We start from the raw sequence: 21,482 nt of genomic DNA on the forward strand, positions 1-21,482 counted from the left end.
AATTCTCAACTGGCATAGATGATAAGGAACATATCATTGTTAATGACTAGGGGAAAACATGTACGCTCAACAGGGAAAAACTGTGCTTACAAAAGCAATCGGGATCGCAATACTCAGTGCTATATACGGTATTTCAGCCACAGCCTATGCTGCCGATAAGCAAACACAACAACACTATGAGATTCGATCAGGTCAGTTGGGACAAGCATTATCCAGTTTTGCTATGCAATCGGGTATCGCATTATCATTTGATCCCAATTTAACCAAAGGACTAAATACCCTAGGGTTAGAGGGCTCTTATACTGTTGCAGAAGGATTCGAACAGCTTTTAAAAGGTACAAAATTACAATTAGTTCAGCAAGACCATGGTGGCTGGACGATTGAGAAAAATAACAAGACTTCTCAGCAGCCCAAACAAATTCGCGAAGTCGGACAATTAAAAAGTATTGCCGTGAATGGTATAGAAAAATCAACAGATGCTTCTCAACTTCCCGTGATTAGTGTTTCTGCACAAGACCAGCCACGTGGATTAAAAAGACAGACACAATCGGGGGTTTTAGGCAATAAGTCGATACTGGATACACCTTTTTCTATAACAGTTGTTGAAAGTAGTGACATTGAAAAGCGCGGTGCAAAATCGATAGGACAGATTTTTGCCAATGATGCATCTGTTTATACTCCAACCAACTCAATGTCTACTGATTGGTGGGGTACCCAAATTCGTGGATTAGGTGTTCGCAACTACTATGTTGATGGTGTTCCGGTGTATTTATCTTGGGGTGGCGATTTTCCTGTAGAGGTTGCTGAAAGTGTCACTGCTTTAAAAGGACTAACTGGTTTTATGTATGGCTTTGGCACACCAGGAGGAGCTATTAGTTATCAAACAAAACGCCCTACAGCAATTCCAAAAAGCAGTTTACAACTTGATTATCGCAATTCGAGCCTATTTTCTGCTTATGTCGACAATAGTAATCATTTGGACAGCCTAGATTTAAACTATCGCTTCACTTTGGGGGGAGATGCAGGCACGGCCTATAATGAAACAGATAATCGCCGCTTTGTGACATCATTTGCATTCGATAAGCAATTAACTGATGATTTAACTTGGGAAAGCAATGTTATTTACGAATATAACAATCGAAAACATGAGCCAATTCAGTTCTATCTTGATAGTTATGATGTGATTGGTAGTAATGGAAAACTACCCAAAATCAACTATGACTATGATCATATCAACATTGATGGTTCCTACTATAAAACAGCGACCTTGGTTGCTTCTACAAATTTAAAGTGGAAAATCAACGATGACTGGACTGCCAAATATGATTTTGGTTATACCCGCAAGAAACACCTATCGAATAAAATATTTGCCAACCTTGCAAATGAGCAAGGCGATTATGAAGGGAATCTATATAGTTTTGCGGGTTTATCGCAGTACTTTTTAAACCAGTTGCAATTAACAGGCAATATCCAGACTGGATCAATTCAACATGAGCTGGTCGCGGGTACAGGCTATATCCGAAATTTTGATAAATATTCGGAATTTTTCTGGGGTGATTATTTTACAGGCAACATCTACCGAAAACCTGACTATAAAATAACCCATACGCCTAACTTTTATTTATCACCAGAAAGCACACCAGAAAGTCAGACCTATGGCTTCCTAAGCGACACCCTTCATTTTGGTTCGCAATGGCAAGCTATTCTCGGTGTGCGATATACCTATTTTGATAATGAAGCAGCAAGTGGCTCTGACAATGGGTATAGTACCAAGAAAGCGACACCTACCGCTGCTTTGATTTATAAACCGATTCCGGATGCAACTATTTATGGCAGTTATGTAGAAGGAATAGAACGGGGGCAACGCATTGAAGCACCGTATGCCAATGCGGGTGAACAACTAGATGCCACAGTCAGTAAGCAGTATGAAGTGGGGTTTAAATATGATCTTGATCAATTTAGCTTGAGCTCAGCTTTATTTAAAGTTGAGCGTGTAGAAGCGATGGATGTTATTCGCAATAGTTTAAAATATTTGACTCAAGATGGTCTGACCACTTATCAAGGTTGGGAAATGAATGGGACATATAAACCATCTGATCAATTGAAGTTCGGTTTAGGACTACTTCGTTTAGACGGTGAAATTAATCGTGTATCTGATGAGAATAAAGCCATTGAAGGTAATAGCCCTGCATTTGCAGCAAAATGGCAAGCCGTGTCCAGTGCTGAGTATAGTTTTCCAATGATTGAAGGTTTAAGCGTACATGGGAATGTTCGTTATAATGGATCTTCATATATTACCAATACCAATCAAATGAAAGTCCCAGCTTATACGCTTGTTAATTTGGGAACATCTTATAATTTTAAACTGAATAAATATGATGCGGTATTGAATGCCAATATCAACAATCTATTCAACAAAAAATATTGGGCAGGTGGTGGATATGGGGCTGGAAATGTGGGTGAGGCGCTAAATGGTTCACTCGGTTTAAAAATAAACTGGTAAATGGAATTATTAAAAATCATGTTGTGAGGATTTATTCACGCACGACCAAGTGCAGCACCAACAACAAGAGTGGGGGTGCTGTTTTTGATTATGAATTAATATTTCCATAAATAATGTTGATCTAGATTAAATACTTAACAGATCAATAGCAGTCGATACTCGCCATCTTTTTCAATAGGCGCTCTATGAACACAAGGCAATGCTTGTTGTGTTGGATGGTCTACCGCTAGACGCCAAAGATGGCCTGTACCTAAATTGACAGGTTTGGCATTGGGTTTAGCTTGATAATGTAAATCAAAAAAATATTCTTCTAAGAACTTTTCAAATTCAGCTTCTGAACCCTCATGTAGTTCTTTAAGTTTTTCTCGTATTTCTGGAATTACAATTTTTTGCTGAACCTGATCAGAAGGGAGGATTTCACTTGCAGGACCATAATAGGTACATAAAAACGTATCTGTTTCGATAGGTGAACGATCCACATGATAGGAATATACATCGGTTGAAATGAAATCGAACTCTTCATCGCGTTCGTAGCATTTAAGTAAATTAAGAGAGGGAGACGCACCAAAATCAGTTAATTGCTGGATATCCTTTAAAAGAATTTCTCTTGCTACAAGACCTTGTTCTGAAAGTTGCAGTGCTAAGAGATCTTCAACGGAAACTTCAGTAATATTGTCTTTTAACTCGAGTTTAGTTACAACTTCCTTAAAATCTCCAACCAGCTCTCTATGCCAGCAAATCGCATTCATATCTCCTTGAAAATTCGAATTTACTAATTGAGAAAAGGTAGAAACCACGCTAATTTGAGTGCTGTCAGAAAATATTTGCTTCATTTGAAAACTAAATCAAAAACCATGTCTGATTATACAATTAGCTTGAGCGACTTTGAAATTCATGATCGTGCTACTTTCATCGTTCCAACCTGAAACATATTCAAAAAATCATAATATCAACCTTCTCAGATGTTTCTAATAGCGACTCAATTCGTGCAATTGTGAACACAATTAGGATTCACGATGAAAACTGTAAACAATAAGAATGTGTGCCAATTTTAGATGTATTTGAAAAAATATGGGGTTGTCTTTAATTATTAATAGGAAGACGCTTTGCCTTTTGAGCTGCTGTGAAATCAACACTGATTTAAAAAAATGATGAAATATAAACAATAAATAGATATTGAATTTTAATTAAACCATTGAAAAATATAAATAATCATATTTGGCATAAAAGCTGCTCAATACAAGTGATATGAAATTGGAAATATCCTAAGGAATACCTATGTCACTTGTTCTCGATAAAAAAGAAAATTCTAAAGAATTTGTAAAGAGTAGTTTATCTGAAATTTGGGTCACTCGATGTCCTGTACCAACAGCAACTGGTATCTCACTAAAACGTGGAACACTGATTGAAAAGTTTGAACAGCACGGTATTGATGTTGCTGTTTTACAAGATGCCCGTAAAGGTCTATCTGTTCATCATTTTGATCATCAACTGCCTGCATTATTTCGTGAAGGCGGAAATGTTCCAGCATTAGCAGCTCGTTCTGAAGGCGCTCCAAGTCGACTTATTGGTTTGACATGGATTGATGAATGGCAGGTGATTATTGTTCGCCCTGATTCTGAAATCAGTAAGCCAGAGCATTTAAAAAATGTGAAAGTTGCTTTACCAGAGTACGCCGATAAGCGTGCTGGCAGCATTTTTAGAGCAATGTCATTACAAGGTATCCGAGGTGCTTTGCAACTTGCAAATTTAACCTTCCGTGATGTGGATTTTATTGAAGTCCCTGAAAGAGCTGAGTCGCCTAATCAAGTACGTGATGCCAGTACTTATTGGTCTGGATTAGATGCATTAATCACAGGTGAAGTTGATGCCGTTTATGTAAAAGGTGCATCAGCTGTTGAAGCTGCTACAAAGCGCGGTTTAAAAGTTGGGATTGATTTGGATCAATTTGAGGATGTGACTTCTCGTGTAAACAATGGCACGCCTCGTCCAATCACTGTACATGAAGACTTGTTGAAAGATCACTTTGACGTTGTCGTTGATTTTTTGGAAGAGCTGTTTGATACCGCTGATTGGGCGCAAGATCATTTAGATGAAGTGCTGGTTATTCTTCAAGATGAAACGATTGCTGGTGCAGAAAGCGTAGCGACAGCCTACCGCAATAACTTTCATAAGTCTTTACATCCATCATTAAGTGAAGAGCGCTTAGAGCTTTTAAGACAACAAAAAGATTTTCTTTGGTTACACGGTTTTCTCGAGCGCGATGTTGATCTTGATACTTGGGTGGATCACCGTCCTTTGCTCGAAGTTTTAAAGCGCCGCCAAAATAAACAATTTTAATAGGATATTGATCATGACAACGCTTATTCAAACTCCGCTATCTCCTGAACTAAATGACTTTATCGAATCGAACCGTGAAAAAGCTGAATTTGCTTTTGAAGTGTTTCGTGAAACCAGAACAATCACGGCAAATGGAACAGTCAATTTTGTTGAACGTGGACCTGATAATACCTTAATCACTTTTAATTATGCAGGACCTTGGTCTAAAGATAAAAAAAGCAAAGTACTTGTGGAGACAATTGATGGTGAAGTTTTATTGGGACGAAAAAATGCAGGTGGGCGTTATAACAAACTTTTTCGCGAGCATGCAGATGTCACCACAATATCTCATGTACACGCGCCGAATTTAGGGGCTTGGGCGCAAACCCATCGGACCTTACCGATTCGTTATGTGCCTGTTCAGCGCTTTCATTTATTTAAAGAACTACCAATTTATATTGATCGTCGTCAGGCCGAGGTAGATTTCATTTTAGATCAACTCAAAGTTGATATCGAACATCGAGCAATTTTAGAAGCCAACGGTGGTGCGACTGTATGGGGGCGTCAGGGCTTACAAGAAACAGCTGAATTTATCTTGTTGCTTGAGGAAGGTGCACAGATTCAGTTACTTGCTGAATTAGCTGGGGGAAGCCGTGAATACGGACAAGGTGTTTTACACCAGCAGTGGCGAATGAGTGGTTTAACCGATAAAGCGAAGTCGCTTGGATTACTTCCACTTCACTAGAAACCTGATTCAAATATAAATATAGAGAATATTATGGCTGTAAAACTTTTATGGTATCTCACTTCTCCAGATGGACCATATCCTTGGTTGGAATCTGGGCGCTGGGATACCGATTATGAACACTTGCAACAGGTTGCGATTACTGCAGATCGGCTTGGTTTTTACGGTTCACTTATGGGTACCAGCGAGTATGAAACACTTGCTGTTGCTGCAAGTTTAATTCCAGTTACTGAACGTTTAAAGTTTCTGGTTGCCCAACATCCTGGAGAAGTCCAGCCAGCAGTTTTGGCAAAATATGCGCAAACGTTTGATGCATTTTCTAAAGGGCGCTTGTTGTTTAATGTCGTTAATGGAAATGATAAGGGATTGGCAGCTTTAGGTATTCACTATACGCATGATGAGCGTTATGACTTTAGCAAAGAATACTGGACTGCATTTCAGCAAAACTATTTAGGTGATACATCTGGATTTGATGGCGAATTTATTCAAATTGCGCCACGTCTAGAAGGTGGATCTCCTATGTCCAAATGGCGTGGTCCAACTCAAAAGCAGGGTGTTCCTTTATGGGGAGCTGGAACTTCTGCCAAAGGCGTTCAGCATTCTGTTGAATTACTCGATGTGTATTTGAGTTTTGCGAATACGCCACCGCTACTTGGAGAAAAGTTTAGCAAAGTTGCGGCTGAGGCGGAAAAAATTGGGCGTACTTTAGCGTTTGGTACTCGATTACAAATTATTGTACGGGAAACAGAAGAAGAGGCTTGGCAGTATGCTCAGTCGCTACTTGACAAGATTGATGTCAATTATGCAATCGAAGCTGTTAAACGGCAGCTTCCACCCGATGAGACTTTTGAGAGTTATCAAAGCCCAAATCCGATCGTTCAAAGGAATCTTACATTGCTCCGACATGGAGTATTACCTCGTGCCAAAGATTTTGAAATTTATCCTAATGTTTGGACTGGGCCATCTTTATTTGGTTTTGATATTTTAAGCCCAGCAGCGGGCACAGCCTTGGTCGGTAGTGCTGAAAATATTGCAGAACGGATTAAAGAATACGAAAGCTATGGTGTATCTGCCTTTATCTTATCCGGTTTCCCTTTAATTGGAGAAGCCTATCGTGTAGCTGATTTATTGTTCCCTTTATTAGAGCTCGATCATGGTTTTGAGTTACCTAAACTTAATAAAAATTCATCCATTGATTCTCTCTTGAATCAAGCAGTCGTCGTTTAAGGGGGAAACATGCACAAAATTACGCGTCGAGAGCTCATCAAACAGACCGGATTGGGAATTGGAGCTGTTGCGGGGATGAGCTTGATAGGATGTTCTAAAACTGAGTCTCCATCTTCGGAAAATGCTGATCCGAATCAAACCCAAAATGATACCCCGAAAAAAGGCGGTGTGATTAAAATTGGGGTGATCAATGGTAATCAAGCAGGTAATCTAGATGCACACAAGCCTATCGGTATGTCCAGTGCATTCAGAGGCTGGCCGTTATATGCAAAATTATGGGAATGGGGCAGAGATATCCAGCCTAAACTCGCACTTGCAGAATTTGCAGAACCAAATAATGATGGGACGAAATGGACCATTCGCCTAAAAAAAGGACTCGAATTTCATCACGGTAAAACCATTACTGCTGATGATGTTATTTTCTCCTTACGCCGTTTGACTGACCCTAAACTCGCTTCACCATTTGCTGCCTATCTTTATTCATTGCAAAGAGATGGTATTAAAAAGCGAGATGAATACACCGTTGAGATTCCTTTTGTTCAAGAAAAAGGCTTGGTTGCTTTACCTGAAGCATGGATGAGTTGGGGAGGCATCGTTCCTACAGATTATGACCCTGTTAAAAATGTCGTAGGTGCTGGGCCTTTTAAGCTTGAAAGTTTTACACCGGGTCAGCGCTCACGCTTTGTCCGTTTTGAAAATTACTGGAAAGAAAATCAACCTTATGCTGATGCAATAGAAATCATTGATTTTAAAGATCAGACAGGGCGTCTTGCTGCTTTGCAATCGGGTCAAATTGACATTGCTTCAGGGGTAAGTGCCGAGCATATTGCTTTAATTCAAGCCAATAAACGACTGAATCTTGTTTCCTCTGAAACAGATGCTTGGCAATCTTTTGATATGAATACCTCAAAAGCACCGTTCAGTGATCCTCGAGTACGTCAAGCTTTTAGATTGATTGCCAATAGAGATGATTTGGTTAAACGGGCTTTAGCTGGACAAGGACGAGCTGCAAATGATCTCTATTCCTTTAGTGATCCTGTATATGACCACAGTATTCCACAGCGTAAGCAAGATTTAAATAAAGCTAAGGCGTTGTTGAAAGAAGCTGGTTTTAGCAATAGCTTGGCAGTTGATTTATATACAGGTCCGGATAGCAATGCTGCATTGGTTTTTGCACAGCATGCAGCTCAGGCTGGTGTTATCGTTAATGTTAAACAGGTTGAAGCTGCCACTTTTGCTGATGCTGTAAAACAGGATTGGGCATTTAGTACAGGTTCGAACGTTTCACGCCCTTTTTTATTAACCGTCTTGCAAATTGATGGGCCAGGTGCGGCAAATAATAAGACCCGCTTTAACAATGAGCGTTTTACAGAACTAGTGCATGCGGCATTGCAACAACCTGATTTGGAAAAACGCAAAGTTCTTGTTCATGAAGCACAGCATATTCAGCATGAACAAGGTGGTTTACTCATTTGGGGTTTTAACAATGTACTCGATGCACATTCGAGCCAAATTGGTGGTGTAACTCCTGATCGCACAGGCTTTGCTGCGTGGCGTACAGATGAATTTTGGCGTAGGGGGTGACCGCTATGACAACGCAATCCAGCAAAATAGAGACAGCCATTTCACATCAAACTATCACCAGATCATTTGAAGTACCAGCATGGTTACCTTGGTTTTTCACACGGTTGTTGTCAGGTGTATTGGTTGTTTTTGTGATTAGTCTCATTGTTTTTATTGCAACACAAGCACTTCCATCTGATCCTGCTCGCGTCATTTTGGGCCCAGAAGCGCCTGAAGCGACAGTTCAAATACTTCGTGAACAATTAGGCCTGAATGATCCAATATTGATTCAATACTGGCATTGGTTGAGTCAATTATTACAAGGTAATTTTGGTCGTTCGATTGATTCCAATGTACCTGTTGTGCAAATTGTTCAGAATTATTTCGGAAACACCGTTGCATTAACGATCTTGGTTATTGTCATCACAGTACCACTTTCAGTGGTACTGGGTGTGTGGCTATCACTCCGTCGAGATAGCAAACTAGATCGCATTATTGTTTCAAGCTCTATTCTATTCAAGGCTGTTCCAGGGTTTGTGATTGCAATCTGGTTAATGATGTTTTTCTCAACCTCAATCCTTCATATATTGCCAGCTGCTTCCTTGTTGATTCCAGAGCAGTCAGCTTTTAGCCAAATCGAGTTTCTTGTTTTACCGATTTTAACGTTGGCCTTATCGCTTATTCCATATCTGATGCGTTTAGTTCGTGGTTCTATGATTGATGCACTTGAGTCTGACTATGTAACCTCTGCACGATTGCGTGGTATTCCTGAGCGTCGGATCATATGGAAACATGTTTTACCCAATGCATTGGTGCCAGTGGTACAGGGAACAGCATTAACGATACGAGTTCTGCTGAGCGGTGCTCTCATTATTGAGGTGGTTTTCAGTTATCCCGGTATTGGTAATGCACTCAATGCCGCAATTGAATTAAGAGATATCCCGACCATTCAAGCAATTGTTTTACTGCTGACCATTTGTGTTGTAGCCGTGAATTTAATTGCAGATTTAATCACGACTTTACTCACACCAAAAATACGAACAGCCAAAAGACATAAAGCACGTTCGCCTGGTCTGCGTCAGGCATTACGTTTATGGAAGTCAGGTCGACCAATTACCGTCAAACCTGTTGACCGCCGTAATGCGTTAAAGAACATTCAGCAGGGAGGTGGGAAATGAGCTCACTTCATTGGTATCAAAGAAATTTTTTTCAAACATTAATTCGTGAAAGACAGGTACGTTTTGGATTTGTAGTCACGACCTTAGTACTGATTTTTGCACTTGTTGGCCCACTATTGGCTCCATTTGGGCCTACGGCTTTAATCGGTATGACATATGGTCCGCCTGAGGGAAAATCTTTTCTTGGCTATGATTATATTGGTCATGATGTCTGGTCACGCGTACTTTCTGGAGGGGCTTCTATCATCTGGATGACACTGGCTGCCAGTTTAATTGCATTAATGATTGGCACTAGTTTAGGTGTATTCGCTGCTTTTGCCCGAAATAAGATTGATCAGTTCGTGACATGGCTTACAGATGTTTTTATGGCCTTTCCTGATCTTATATTGGTCTTGCTGATCGTTTCCATGTTAGGTCGGGAACCTTGGCTTATTGTTTTAACGGTTTCAATTGCTTTTATTCCTGGCGTAGTACGTCTTGCACGAAGCGTTGCGCTTAATCTCGTAGAACAAGAATATATTGAAGCAGCCAGAATTCTCGGGTACTCAAAAACCTATATTTTATTTCGTGAAATTTTACCCAACATGTTGACGCCTTTACTCATCCATCTTGGTGTGATGCTGACATGGGCTGTGGGTATGTTATCTGGTTTGGCTTTTCTTGGTTATGGTGTGGCACCTCCAGCAGCAGATTGGGGACTCATGATTAATGAAAATCGCGCTGGTTTATTGGTGCAGCCGTGGGCGGTATTTGCTCCTGTAATCTTCATTGCCTTGTTTGCGCTCGGAACGAATGTATTGGCTGAGGGCGTTGGACGCGCAGCAGCTCGGATTGAGGAAAAATAAGCATGGCAGATCTATTTAAAAATACCGTATTGACTGTAAAAGACTTAACTGTGGCATTGGTAAACACTGGTAATCATATCGTTTCTGATATTTCATTTAATCTACGAGAAGGTGAAGTTCTAGGATTAGTTGGCGAGAGTGGTTCAGGTAAAACCACATTATCCAGTGCCTTATTGGGCTATGCACGATATGGAGCCAAGATTATTCAAGGCACAATTGAACTGGATGATGAAGATATTCTCAGTTTAGATGATCATGCTTTACGTCAAGTGCGTGGTTATAAAATGAGTCACGTCGCCCAAGATCCAGGAACAGCACTCAATCCAGCATTAAGTATCGGTCAACATTTATTTGAACTATTAGAAGTCCATCAAACACAGCTATCTAGTACGGAAAAATACCAAAAGGTTGCCAAAATTTTAAATGAAGTAGGATTGCCGCATGATGAGCTATTTCTAAAGCGCTATCCTCATCAGCTTTCGGGTGGGCAACAACAGCGAATTTTATTGGCCTTGGCATTCTTGCTACAGCCACGTTTGATCGTTCTGGATGAGCCAACCACCGCATTAGATGTGACGACGCAGACATTGGTGTTGAATATCATTCGTAAATTATGTCGGGAATATAACGTTGCTGCTATCTATGTATCGCATGATTTAACCGTTGTAAAAGATATAGCCGATCGAGTGATTGTTTTGTACTCAGGGCGGATTACTGAAGATGCTGTATTAACCGAGCTATTTGAAACGCCTAAACATCCTTATACACAAGGTTTACTGAACGCCATTCCTGATGTGGCTATCCGTAAATATTTATCTCCAATTGAGGGACGGGCACCTTCACCAAATGAGCGTCCAGTGGGATGTGCATTTGCGGCACGTTGTAGTTTCGCCACAGATATATGTCGTCAAAAACAACCGGAATTAACTCAATTAAAACATGAGTTTGATCCGCATTTTGTTGCTTGTCACCATTCGGATCATGTCGGTGTGATTCATTTTAAAGAGATTGATCATCAAGTGATTGAAAGAGAAATAGATCAGGAAACCTTGTTAAAAGTTGAACATATTAATGCATGGTATGGGCAGCAACAGGCACTTTTTGATATCTCACTTCAACTCAAAAAAGGCGAATGTTTAGCATTGGTGGGTGAATCGGGTTCAGGAAAAACCACTTTATCGCGTGTCATTGCTGGCCTGAATGAAAATGCAGATGGACGAATTACATTGGCAGATGAAGTCTTGTCGTTGCGTGGGCAACAGCGTCATTTGCAGCAGCGACATAAACTGCAATATATCTTTCAAAACCCTTATAAGGCTTTGAATCCAGCACATACGATTGGTCAGACATTAATTAAAGTTGTACAGCATTTCTTTAGAGCATCTCGACAAGAAGCCATAGAAAAAGTCACGCAGGTACTTAAACAAGTCTCTCTACCTCTACAAGTTCAGGAACTCTATCCAAGAGATTTATCGGGTGGGGAGCGACAACGAGTGGCGATCGCACGAGCTTTGCTGTGCCAACCTGAGATTTTGATTTGTGATGAGATTACATCTGCTTTGGATGTTTCAGTTCAGGCTTCTATCTTAAAACTGCTACAAGACCTCCAACAGCAAGGTGTGACCTTACTATTTGTGACCCATAACCTAGGGGTTGTTCGAGCAATCGCAGATCGAGTCGTCGTATTAAAAAATGGACATATTGTTGAATACGGCGAAACAGATCAAGTGCTTAGTCATCCTCAACATACATATACCAAAACTTTGCTTACCCATGCGCCAAGCTTGTTTAAAAACAAGGTCCTTGAAGTTTGCGCATAAAAAAGAATAGATTTTCTGGAGTTAAAAATGAACGACATTAACCAACGTAATTTTTTAGAATTAGGCAGTATTAGGCATATTCAAAGTGAACAAGAAGCACTTGATATTGCAAAAGAGGTGGCAGATCAACTGAATCAATTTGCTCGAGACCCCAGTTATAATAAGACCATACCTTATGAACAGGCACGCTTAATTTCAGAAGCTGGTTTAACTGCGATTATTGTACCCAAGCAATTTGGGGGCTTAGGTGCCAGTATTTCAACTTTGGTCAATGTGGTGAAAATTATTTCATCAGCAGATGGTGGTGTTGGGCAATTATTACAGATTCACTTCACCATGTTCCGAGGAATTCTAACTGGTTACGATGAAGACATTCGTGATCAACTACTTGGTGATATCTTAAGCGGAAAGCGTTTGGGCAATGCACTTGCAGAAGTGGGTGGTAAAGATAAATTTCAGCATAAGACGCGTGTAGAGCGAAATACAGAAGGGCAATTAATTTTAAATGGCAGTAAATTCTATTCTACGGGTTCTTTACTCGCAGAATGGATTTCCTTATTTGCGGGTAGTGATGATGGACCTGTCTCGATTTTAATTCATCGTGATACGCAGGGCGTAGAGTTACTCGATGATTGGGATGCGATGGGACAAAATAATAGTGTCAGTGGCACTGTTAATTTTAAAGATGTGATTGTTGATGAACGTTATGTTGCCAAGCGGAATACGGGTGGTTTAGGCACTGTTTTACGTACCGGGCTGACTTGGCCTCAGATTTTACATGCTGCAATGGACACAGGAATTGCCAAAGGCGCGCTACAAGGTGGGATTGATTATTTACAACATCATGCTCGACCTTGGGTAGAAAGTGGGGTCGATTCGCCTACGCATGAGCCTCATATCATCAAACAGATTGGTGAATTTGCTGTTTTGGTTCGTTCGGCTGAGGCATTATTGGATCGTTCCGCACAGATTTTTGAACAGCATTTGGCAAATGTAGAGGATGAAGACTTGCAAACTGAACTGATTTTATCGGTTGCTGCCACCCGTAGTCAGTCTGACCATGCATCTTTAAAAATTTCGAGTGAAATTTTTGGATTACTTGGTGCTAGTTCAACTTTATCGAAATGGAACCTAGACCGTTTCTGGCGTAATGCACGAACCCATACCACGCATGATCCAATTCGCTGGAGGCTATATCATGTTGGAAATTATTATTTAAATAATATTCCACCAGGAGAATATAACTCTGTACTTTTGAAGAAGCAGGCGGAAAATGTGACTAAATTTAATTAAACTGAGTTCGACTTAAATATTTCTATAACTTATTGAAAAAATATCTTGGTGGAATCTTACCAAGTTCTCATCCAATTTCAGGATAAGCTGTCGGCTCGACCTACTTTTGTTTCGGCATGAGGAGCGAAGCTCCGCAAGGGCAACCATCTTGCGCAGCTATCGCTGCTCACTGCAAAACCTGTTCATTTTTTGGATTTATTTCAAATGTATCGTAGAAACATTATTTTACGTACATCACGCAGGTTGCTGATGACGTTTCCGAGTATCATATTTCTTGTTGAATTCAGCTTAATTAATAAAATCAAGTTGTAAAAAAGGTTGTCATCATGACAACCTTTTTAATTTTAAAGTATTAAGCTACTTGAGTTTGAATAGAAATATCTTGTGCCAGCCATTCACGAACATTAATTTGTGCTGGTACAAAGTTCCAACGATAGAGAAAGTCACTCAAGTCTTGTAATGCAATAATAGAGATTTCATCAAAGTTAGTGTTCAGTTTCAGGTGTGCGTCAGCACCGTATGCTGCATCAACCCATTGTTCACTACTATTACATTCCTTTGCGAGATAACGATGAGTTTCATCAGCGTGCGCATGTGCCCATTGTTCTGCTTGTAAAACAGCATCAACAATCAATTGTGCCTGCTCTGGATATTGCGTTAGAAAATCTTCATCAACAGTGAGCGTTCTTGGTGTCCCATTATTGGAGCGTAGAATAGGATCTGGATGTGAACCAATATCAATAATCGTATGCAGGGCGAAATCATGAGCAATTTGAGCAGCATGTGCACCTTTTAGAAAAATGGCATCTACATCACCTTTAATTAATGCCACGATCTCTGCACTTGCGCTGATTTTATTGCGACTACCATAAAAGCTAGAATCATTTTCTTCTGGCTGCTGTTGCTGTGCGGCTAAAATATCTGCTCGTAAACAATCGACTAATTCCAGATCGTTTACCTTCAAATTTACTGTTTTTAAGGCATTTTCTAAACCACGAATCGCCTGTGCACGTGAGAAGTCAATAATTGCATCTTGATTCAGTGGAATTCCAAAACGTTTGCCTTTTAGATCAGCAACAGTTTTGATATTTGAATCATAACGTGTTAACAACAATTGGACTTCATCCGCCCAAGATAAGCCAATCACTTTGGTTTTTTGACCAGATGCATATGCCCAAATTGCAGGAATACTGCCGCCATGCCGAACAGAATTAGCAAGGGTATGGTTAAAATGAGAGTTACGAATATCCTTGGAATTTGATTCTCGAATTGATTTTATTTCAATCTGCTGCTTATCAAACTTTTCTTTGAGCCAACCCTTTTGAATTGAAATGCCTAAGCCTGTTGGAACAGGGCAACGTGTGTACCAAAGTGTGTTTAATGGTTGAGTTTGAAGTGTTGTCATTGTGACATCCTTTTGTGATTTGTATGCTTTAAAGCAAAAAAGGTGCCACTCATTAATTTATTGATATTTATAGGTTATTTTTAATATCTTTTTTTATGATGTTGATATATCAATTTTTGTTGCGATTACAGCAAATCAATTTCAATAGTGTTTTAAAATCAACACTCACAATAAATAAAGATCTATAAAATCAATATAAAACAATAATTTAAAATATTTTTTTAGATTATCGATCTGGCATGAATCTCGCACTAATACAAAATCTTAAATTTATTCTATCTTTTATGTTTAAAAATTATCCATTATTACGAAGTTTGGCTTTGTATCGATTTATGCCATTTCGTTTCTTATTGACGACGACCTTATTTGTTATTGCAAATATAGGGTTAGCACTCCAACAATATTCAATTGGTCATGCGATTGATACCTTAAGACATAGTGAAAGAGAAACCTTATTTCAACATACGCTTTCTGATCCTTTGAACCCCTGGTTTTGGTTCATTCTTCTTGCGAGTATTGCTGGCATTAGGGCTGTTATTCAGTATCTGGCAGGGTTAAGTGCTTTAAGCATTGGTCAGCAATTACTGAGTATTTTAAGGGAAAGAATCTTTTATCAAGTACAGCATTTAGATGTTTCGTGGCACTGGAAGCATGGGTTGGGAGAGGCATTATCTCGAACCACCCGTGATTCAGACAAATTAAAAGAAGCGCTCATCAATTTTTGGCGACAAGTGTTTGAGTCAAGTTTGGTTGTCATCGTGACCGTTGGACTCTTGTGTTGGTACCATCCTTGGCTGGGATTAGTTCCTTTATTATTTATTTTTTTAGGGCTTTGGGTCCTATTTAAGCTGACCAATCAATTGGTCGTATTGGATCATCAAGTTGCTTCTGCCTACGAAAAAGTCAGTGATAGCTTAGCGGAAAGTGTGAATGGGATTCGAGTGGTCAAAGCGTTCCAGCTTGAAGAGAAACTTTCGCAGCGCTTTAATCATGCTGTAGATCTATTTATTCATCATTCTATCCAGACCATCAGGACTAGTGCAAAACGATTACCTATCCCACAAGTGATTATTGCCTGCTCCTATTTATGGGTCATTGCTTTTGGTGCTTATTTAATTGGACAAAATCAGTTGCAAGTGGGGCAATTTGTGGCTGCCATTCTCATGGCAAATTTATTGGTGTTTCGTATTGAAAGCATTGGTCAAGTTTTACATATTTTTGCTGATGCACGTTCATCTGCAACAAGAATATGGCAAATGCTAGATCAGAAGTCCGCAATAGAAGATCAATTATACCCTTTGCCATTGCAATGGCGTGATGAGTTAAACATTAGATTAGAAAATGTAAGCTTTGAGGATAAAACAACGAATAAGTATATTTTAAAACACTGTCATGTTGAATTTCGAGCAGGTGAAATCGTCACTGTTGTAGGAAAAACTGGCTCAGGTAAAACGACTTTGATGAATTTACTCAATCGGTTTATTGATCCAACAGAAGGTCAAGTTCTGATTGGTTCTGAGCAAACAGGCTGGACCAATATTAAAGATTTAAGCTTATTTGAATTACGTCATTTGGTTCAGATCATTCCTCAAGAAAATTTCTTTTTTAGCGGCACATTGGCAGATAACTTGAGAATTGCGAAGCAAGATGCAACGGAGCAAGAGATGAGAGATGCGTTACATTTAGCGTCGGCATCAGAACTATTACAACGACTTGATAATGGACTAGACACGCTGATCGGGGACAAAGGTGTGACTTTGTCAGGAGGACAAAAACAACGTCTAGCTTTGGCCCGCTCTATTCTAAAGAATTCACCAATTTTAGCTTTAGATGACTCAACCAGTGCTTTAGATGCGACGACAGAAAAACAAGTTCTACAGCGACTATCAGCGCTTTCTAATAGTGGAAACCTTTTTAAAAAAACCATCATTATTAATTCTAATAAACAGACCACGATTGCTTTATCTGACCGAGTTATTGTTGTTGATCAAGGGCGTATCATTGCTCAAGGTACACATGTTGAATTAGTTCAAGATTGTTTATTTTATCGTGAGTTGATGGGCTTTCAGTTACAACAACAGGAGATTAATGCATGAATAGCAGTGTTAAAAATTTCCACCCATCTAAAAAATCTGCTGATTTACAAATCGAAGAAAATTTGGCAAATACCTCAATTCATAGAGGGGTGCTAACAAAACTTATTCCTTTAATTTATCCCATCCGTTACTTGCTGCTTGCCTTAATTGCTGTAGAAATTTTACAAGTGATGAGTGTTTTTGTTCGCCCTTGGGTTGTGAAATATATTCTGGACTCGGGCTTTCAACAAATTGCTGGAAAAATGATAATGCATCAGCCCGTTTTATTGATTGCGATAAGCATTCTGGCATTGAGTTGGATGTGTCGTTTTGCTTTAGCAGGCTTATCAAAATATCTTTCAGGCCAAGCAGCGTTGAAAGTGATTAATGGCTTAAGACGTTCTTTGTTTCAGCATATCCAAAGTTTAAATATTGGATATTTTGATCGTACCAAGGCTGGCAGGATTATATCGCGGGCCGATCGCGATGTCGAAACGCTAGAGCCAGTTTTAATACAAGGGCCACCAGAGCTACTTTCCGCAGTTTTGCGTTGCGGATTAGCTTCAGTACTGCTTTGGCATATCTATCCACCTTTCTTTTGGTGCTTATTTGCAACGCTACCCATTTTATTTGGGATGACTGCAATTTTTAAGAAATCATCGCAAAAACATTGGGGACGAGTTGCAGAGGAACGCAGTCGATTTACTGCTCATTTGGTTGAAACGGTAAATGGAGCTAAAATCATTCAGCAGTTAAATTACACCGAGACAAATCAATCTCGTTATCAGGGTTTATTAACAGATTTTAATAATTCTATTATTTATGGCAGCAAGCGGACCAGTTGGTTTGCTCCTTTTACAGGATTACTGTCAACGCTAGCTACTGCCGGATTTATTGTGATTGGTAGTTATGCTTATAGTGACGGCATTATTAGTATTGGCCAGTTCGCAGAAAGTATTTTTTATGTATTTTTATTCTTAGCACCCTTACAGGAACTGACTGATTTATTTGAGCGTTATGCAAATGGGGCAGCATGTGCACAACGTATATTTTTACTTTTAGACACGCAATCTAGTATTCAAGAACAACCGAATGCGGTGAAGCTTGAACAGTTGAATGGTCATATTCGATTTCAGTCGGTAGATTTTGCTTATACTCATAAACCTGTTTTACAAAATTTTAATTTGGATATTGAAGCTGGAAAAATCATTGCGATTGTCGGTCCCACAGGACATGGAAAAAGTACTCTGGTCCAGTTACTAACACGGTTTTATGAACCTCAGAAGGGTGGCATTTTTCTAGATCGTTATCCAATACAAAATATTCAGCTTGCCAGTTTAAGGCAGCATGTGAGTATTGTTTTACAAGATAATGTTTTATTTAGTGGAACAATTTTAGATAACTTACGTCTAGTTCAACCTAAAGCTTCCGATCAGCAGCTTATCCAAGTGATTGAAGAGTTGGGGGCCGATGAGATATTGCAACAGCTATCGCAGGGCTATTTCACCGAAGTTGGAGCACTTGGTAAAAATCTTAGTCATGGACAAAGGCAACTTGTTTGTCTGGTTCGTGCTTATTTGGCAAACCCTAAAATATTAATTCTAGATGAAGCGACTTCTGCAATTGATATTTATACAGAGCAAAAAATACAATATGCGCTTAGACGATTATGCCAAAATAGAACCTGTATTGTGATTGCACATCGGCTGAGTACCATTCGTGAAGCTGATAAAATTGTTCTAATTGAAAATGGTCATGTCGTAGAACAAGGTTCGCATGAGCAGTTAATTCAACAACAGGCAGCTTACTTTCAATTGTATCAGTCCTATCTACAAAATCAGCTGGTTTAAGCGGTTTGAAAATTTAAAACTGTAGTTTTATAAACATTTTTTTGAATCATTGTTTAAATTTAAACAATGATTCTTTTATTTTTTTTCTCAATATATTGATAATAATAAACAAAATACTTGGCATTGGCTTTGCTATATCGGTTTAGATCGTTAAGGAAGCTTATATGCGTACATATTTTTCTCATTTCATTCTTCACTCCTCACTTTTTGCACTGAGTACACTCACTGCCTCAATTGCTATGGCAAATGATCAAAAAAATTTGTCAGAGAAAGAGGATGTCATCACATTGCAATCTGTCGTTATCACTGGGTCTAGGCGGGCAATTCATAGCTCGCTCGATGCACCTGCACCTGTTGATATTTTAACTGCTAAAGAATTGCAGGAGACTGGCGCGACTGATCTTGCTTCAGCGTTAACACGGCTGTCTCCTTCTGTGAGTTTACCAACTTCTCCAGCAGGCGGGTTTGGTGCATCAGTTCCACCAAGTATTGCGCTCAGAGGATTATCTGCAGATCAAACTTTAATTTTGATTAATGGGAAACGTCGACATACAGCAGCGTATTTCACCCGCCAAGCATATGCTGGTGGAAGGGGAGCAGCAGTAACTGATTTAAGTTTAATTCCCGTGAGTGCAATTGAACGCATAGAAATTTTGCGGGATGGTGCTGCGGCACAATATGGATCGGATGCAATCGCTGGTGTTGTTAATATTATCTTGAAATCACGTGATCATGGGGGCGGGCTAAGCTATCAAACTGGTGGCTATACTCAAGGAGATGGTGAACAACATAAAGTTAATCTTTGGAAAGGTTTTTCACTACCTAACGATGGTGCATTGACGGTTGCCTTAGATTTAGGCAAACGTGAAGCTGCAAGTAACACGGCACCTGATACACGAACTTTTTATGATGGTTCAACTAAGGCCCAATATACAGAACAAAATACACCCTATAGAACATGGAAATTTGGCTCACCAGAGCAAAAAGATCAAGTCAATGTGACTGCAAATCTAGATTTACCTTTGACTGATGACGTTTCAATTTATGGTTTTAGTAGTTATGGACATCGCAAGACGATAGGTGAAAACTTTTATGAGCCACCTTCAACTAAAACAGTACTAAATCAATCCAGCTATTTTAAAGAACGTTATCCAGATGGACGTTCGCCGTTGAGCTTAGTCAGTGTAGATGATTTTGCAACGACAGTTGGAGTAAAAAAAGGGGAACAGAAGTCAGGTAAATATGATCTTTATGCGACTTACGGACAAAATAAAGTCAGCACAGAACAGGGCAATGGCATTAACCCAAGTTACGGCTCGAACTCACCTTCAAATTATGACTTGGGGGAAAATATCTTTGCACAATTAAATACAGGGCTAGATTATAGCCGTGATATTGCAATTGATGGGTTAGCAAGTCCGCTGACGCTATCTACAGGGGTGTTATATCGCTGGGAGCAATATAAGCAAAATGCTGGTGATCCGATTGCCTATACCCGAGGTCCATATTTCAATCCAAGCACAACTTTGGGAGTTGGTGTTCCTGGGATATATGCCGGAATTACTGACCAAGATCAACGAAAAATTAGTCGTGATGTTTATGGTATCTACCTAGATTTAGAAGCAGATATTGTTAAAAATTTGAATGTTGGTGCTGCCGTTCGAAGTGAAAAATATTCAGACTTTGGGTCGACCACCAACGGAAAATTATTCGCTAAATACGATGTATCACCTCAGTTTGCAGTACGTGGTTCAGTCAATACAGGCTATAGAGCGCCATCATTGGCACAACAAGGATATTCGGCTTATAGCGTACAAACGGTGCAAACCCCTTCTGGTTGGCAAGATGTGCAACAAAGAACTCTAGTTGCAGGCAGTGAGGCTGCCTTACTGATTGGCGGAAGCTCACTCAAACCAGAAAAATCCACGAATTACTCATTAGGTTTTGTGTGGAAGCCGTTTGCGAATATCTCAGCAACCTTAGACCTTTATCAAATCGATATTAAAAATCGTATTTTGCTTTCAGACAATATTACTGGAAGTGTAATCACCAATGCATTTGCCAATTCACCGTATTCAAATATTGCCAATGTAGCGTTTTTTAATAATTTACTAGATACACGTACTCAAGGTTTAGAGTTCGCGCTTAAGCATGATTTAAATCTTGAACAATATGGCAAGTTAAATCTGAATCTAGGTCTGGCCTATAACAAAAATGAAATCACTGAAACCAGAGATTCTATCACTACAAAAGGTGAGCGGATTCCCGTTTCAAGTATTGCAGGACGAAATACGCAAAGCCTGATTGAATCTACTGCACCGAAAACAAAACTGACATTTGGTGCGCTTTGGTCAAATCAAGCGTGGAGCGTCAATACTGCAATTCGTCGCTATGATAAATGGACCACCTTAAATAATACCAATACGGCATTAGACCAGACTTTTGATCCGCAGTGGATTGCAGATTTGGATATCGGCTACAAAGCAGATGTATTTGTGAAAGGTCTCAAGTTCAATTTAGGGGCGATCAATTTATTGAATAGCCATCCTGATAAAGCCAAAGATTCTTCGGTCGGCAACATTGTCAAATATAGTTTTAATGCACCTGAAGGTGCATTTGGAACGTATTTATATGGTCGTGTAAGTTACGAATTTTAAAT

The 21,482-nt window shown here is 39.6% G+C and carries 14 protein-coding genes; 12 read left to right on the forward strand and 2 right to left on the reverse strand.

The window, feature by feature from the left end:
- Positions 1 to 58 precede the first annotated feature (58 nt).
- Positions 59 to 2,503, forward strand: coding sequence for a TonB-dependent siderophore receptor (locus F3J02_RS02040; RefSeq protein ID WP_167247196.1), 2,445 nt, complete (start codon positions 59 to 61; stop codon positions 2,501 to 2,503).
- A 134-nt stretch (positions 2,504 to 2,637) separates the two neighbouring features.
- Here the strand turns inward: F3J02_RS02040 and F3J02_RS02045 are convergent, their stop codons facing one another.
- Positions 2,638 to 3,336: a DUF1826 domain-containing protein gene (locus tag F3J02_RS02045; protein ID WP_167247198.1), complete on the reverse strand. Its 699-nt coding sequence runs from the start codon at positions 3,334 to 3,336 to the stop codon at positions 2,638 to 2,640.
- Positions 3,337 to 3,781: 445 nt separating this feature from the next.
- Here F3J02_RS02045 and F3J02_RS02050 point away from each other — a divergent pair, with 445 nt between their 5' ends.
- Genes F3J02_RS02050 through F3J02_RS02085 form a run of 8 tightly spaced genes read left to right on the forward strand, consistent with a single transcriptional unit; the run spans position 3,782 to position 13,493 of the window.
- Positions 3,782 to 4,843, forward strand: a complete 1,062-nt coding sequence (locus F3J02_RS02050; protein ID WP_167247200.1) for an ABC transporter substrate-binding protein — start codon at positions 3,782 to 3,784, stop codon at positions 4,841 to 4,843.
- A gap of 13 nt (positions 4,844 to 4,856) precedes the next feature.
- The gene (locus tag F3J02_RS02055) at positions 4,857 to 5,567 is read left to right on the forward strand and encodes a class II aldolase/adducin family protein (protein WP_167247202.1); all 711 of its coding nucleotides are present in this window, start codon (positions 4,857 to 4,859) and stop codon (positions 5,565 to 5,567) included.
- Between the two features lie 33 nt (positions 5,568 to 5,600).
- Positions 5,601 to 6,794 (forward strand): LLM class flavin-dependent oxidoreductase, encoded by a 1,194-nt coding sequence (locus tag F3J02_RS02060; protein WP_167247204.1) that lies wholly within the window; start codon positions 5,601 to 5,603, stop codon positions 6,792 to 6,794.
- 9 nt (positions 6,795 to 6,803) lie between these two features.
- Positions 6,804 to 8,378: an ABC transporter substrate-binding protein gene (locus F3J02_RS02065; RefSeq protein WP_167247206.1), complete on the forward strand. Its 1,575-nt coding sequence runs from the start codon at positions 6,804 to 6,806 to the stop codon at positions 8,376 to 8,378.
- Between the two features lie 5 nt (positions 8,379 to 8,383).
- Positions 8,384 to 9,535 carry an ABC transporter permease gene (locus F3J02_RS02070; protein WP_167247208.1) on the forward strand — a complete coding sequence of 384 codons (1,152 nt, stop codon included), beginning with the start codon at positions 8,384 to 8,386 and terminating at the stop codon, positions 9,533 to 9,535.
- Complete coding sequence (locus F3J02_RS02075; protein ID WP_167247210.1) at positions 9,532 to 10,380, forward strand: ABC transporter permease; 849 nt, start codon at positions 9,532 to 9,534, stop codon at positions 10,378 to 10,380. The genes F3J02_RS02070 and F3J02_RS02075 overlap by 4 nt, the downstream gene beginning before the upstream one ends.
- A 2-nt stretch (positions 10,381 to 10,382) precedes the next feature.
- Positions 10,383 to 12,200 (forward strand): dipeptide ABC transporter ATP-binding protein, encoded by a 1,818-nt coding sequence (locus F3J02_RS02080; RefSeq protein ID WP_167247212.1) that lies wholly within the window; start codon positions 10,383 to 10,385, stop codon positions 12,198 to 12,200.
- A 27-nt stretch (positions 12,201 to 12,227) separates the two neighbouring features.
- Positions 12,228 to 13,493, forward strand: coding sequence for an acyl-CoA dehydrogenase family protein (locus F3J02_RS02085; protein WP_167247214.1), 1,266 nt, complete (start codon positions 12,228 to 12,230; stop codon positions 13,491 to 13,493).
- 352 nt (positions 13,494 to 13,845) lie between these two features.
- Here F3J02_RS02085 and F3J02_RS02090 read toward each other — a convergent pair whose 3' ends face one another.
- A complete protein-coding gene (locus F3J02_RS02090; protein WP_167247216.1) occupies positions 13,846 to 14,898 on the reverse strand; it encodes an ABC transporter substrate-binding protein in 1,053 nt (350 codons plus the stop codon).
- Positions 14,899 to 15,182: 284 nt separating this feature from the next.
- Here F3J02_RS02090 and F3J02_RS02095 point away from each other — a divergent pair, with 284 nt between their 5' ends.
- The 3 genes from F3J02_RS02095 to F3J02_RS02110 all read left to right on the forward strand — a co-directional run bounded on the left by F3J02_RS02095 (position 15,183) and on the right by F3J02_RS02110 (position 21,480).
- Positions 15,183 to 16,994, forward strand: coding sequence for an ABC transporter ATP-binding protein (locus F3J02_RS02095; RefSeq protein WP_167247218.1), 1,812 nt, complete (start codon positions 15,183 to 15,185; stop codon positions 16,992 to 16,994).
- Positions 16,991 to 18,823: an ABC transporter ATP-binding protein gene (locus F3J02_RS02100; RefSeq protein ID WP_167247220.1), complete on the forward strand. Its 1,833-nt coding sequence runs from the start codon at positions 16,991 to 16,993 to the stop codon at positions 18,821 to 18,823. The genes F3J02_RS02095 and F3J02_RS02100 overlap by 4 nt, the downstream gene beginning before the upstream one ends.
- Before the next feature lie 164 nt (positions 18,824 to 18,987).
- On the forward strand, positions 18,988 to 21,480 hold the full coding sequence (locus F3J02_RS02110; protein ID WP_167247223.1) for a TonB-dependent receptor plug domain-containing protein: 2,493 nt from the start codon (positions 18,988 to 18,990) through the stop codon (positions 21,478 to 21,480).
- The last annotated feature ends 2 nt before the right edge of the window (positions 21,481 to 21,482 follow it).

It is taken from the genome of Acinetobacter sp. Tr-809 (genome assembly GCF_011753255.1).
In the GTDB taxonomy this organism is placed as follows: Bacteria; Pseudomonadota; Gammaproteobacteria; order Pseudomonadales; family Moraxellaceae; genus Acinetobacter.

Coding starts and splice junctions, on each gene's coding strand:
- F3J02_RS02050 (WP_167247200.1), top strand. CDS start 3,782: ATGTCACTTGTTCTCGATAAAAAAGAAAATTCTAAAGAATTTGTAAAG.
- F3J02_RS02065 (WP_167247206.1), top strand. CDS start 6,804: ATGCACAAAATTACGCGTCGAGAGCTCATCAAACAGACCGGATTGGGA.
- F3J02_RS02055 (WP_167247202.1), top strand. CDS start 4,857: ATGACAACGCTTATTCAAACTCCGCTATCTCCTGAACTAAATGACTTT.
- F3J02_RS02075 (WP_167247210.1), top strand. CDS start 9,532: ATGAGCTCACTTCATTGGTATCAAAGAAATTTTTTTCAAACATTAATT.
- F3J02_RS02045 (WP_167247198.1), bottom strand. CDS start 3,336: ATGAAGCAAATATTTTCTGACAGCACTCAAATTAGCGTGGTTTCTACC.
- F3J02_RS02085 (WP_167247214.1), top strand. CDS start 12,228: ATGAACGACATTAACCAACGTAATTTTTTAGAATTAGGCAGTATTAGG.
- F3J02_RS02095 (WP_167247218.1), top strand. CDS start 15,183: ATGTTTAAAAATTATCCATTATTACGAAGTTTGGCTTTGTATCGATTT.
- F3J02_RS02070 (WP_167247208.1), top strand. CDS start 8,384: ATGACAACGCAATCCAGCAAAATAGAGACAGCCATTTCACATCAAACT.
- F3J02_RS02110 (WP_167247223.1), top strand. CDS start 18,988: ATGCGTACATATTTTTCTCATTTCATTCTTCACTCCTCACTTTTTGCA.
- F3J02_RS02100 (WP_167247220.1), top strand. CDS start 16,991: ATGAATAGCAGTGTTAAAAATTTCCACCCATCTAAAAAATCTGCTGAT.
- F3J02_RS02040 (WP_167247196.1), top strand. CDS start 59: ATGTACGCTCAACAGGGAAAAACTGTGCTTACAAAAGCAATCGGGATC.
- F3J02_RS02060 (WP_167247204.1), top strand. CDS start 5,601: ATGGCTGTAAAACTTTTATGGTATCTCACTTCTCCAGATGGACCATAT.
- F3J02_RS02090 (WP_167247216.1), bottom strand. CDS start 14,898: ATGACAACACTTCAAACTCAACCATTAAACACACTTTGGTACACACGT.
- F3J02_RS02080 (WP_167247212.1), top strand. CDS start 10,383: ATGGCAGATCTATTTAAAAATACCGTATTGACTGTAAAAGACTTAACT.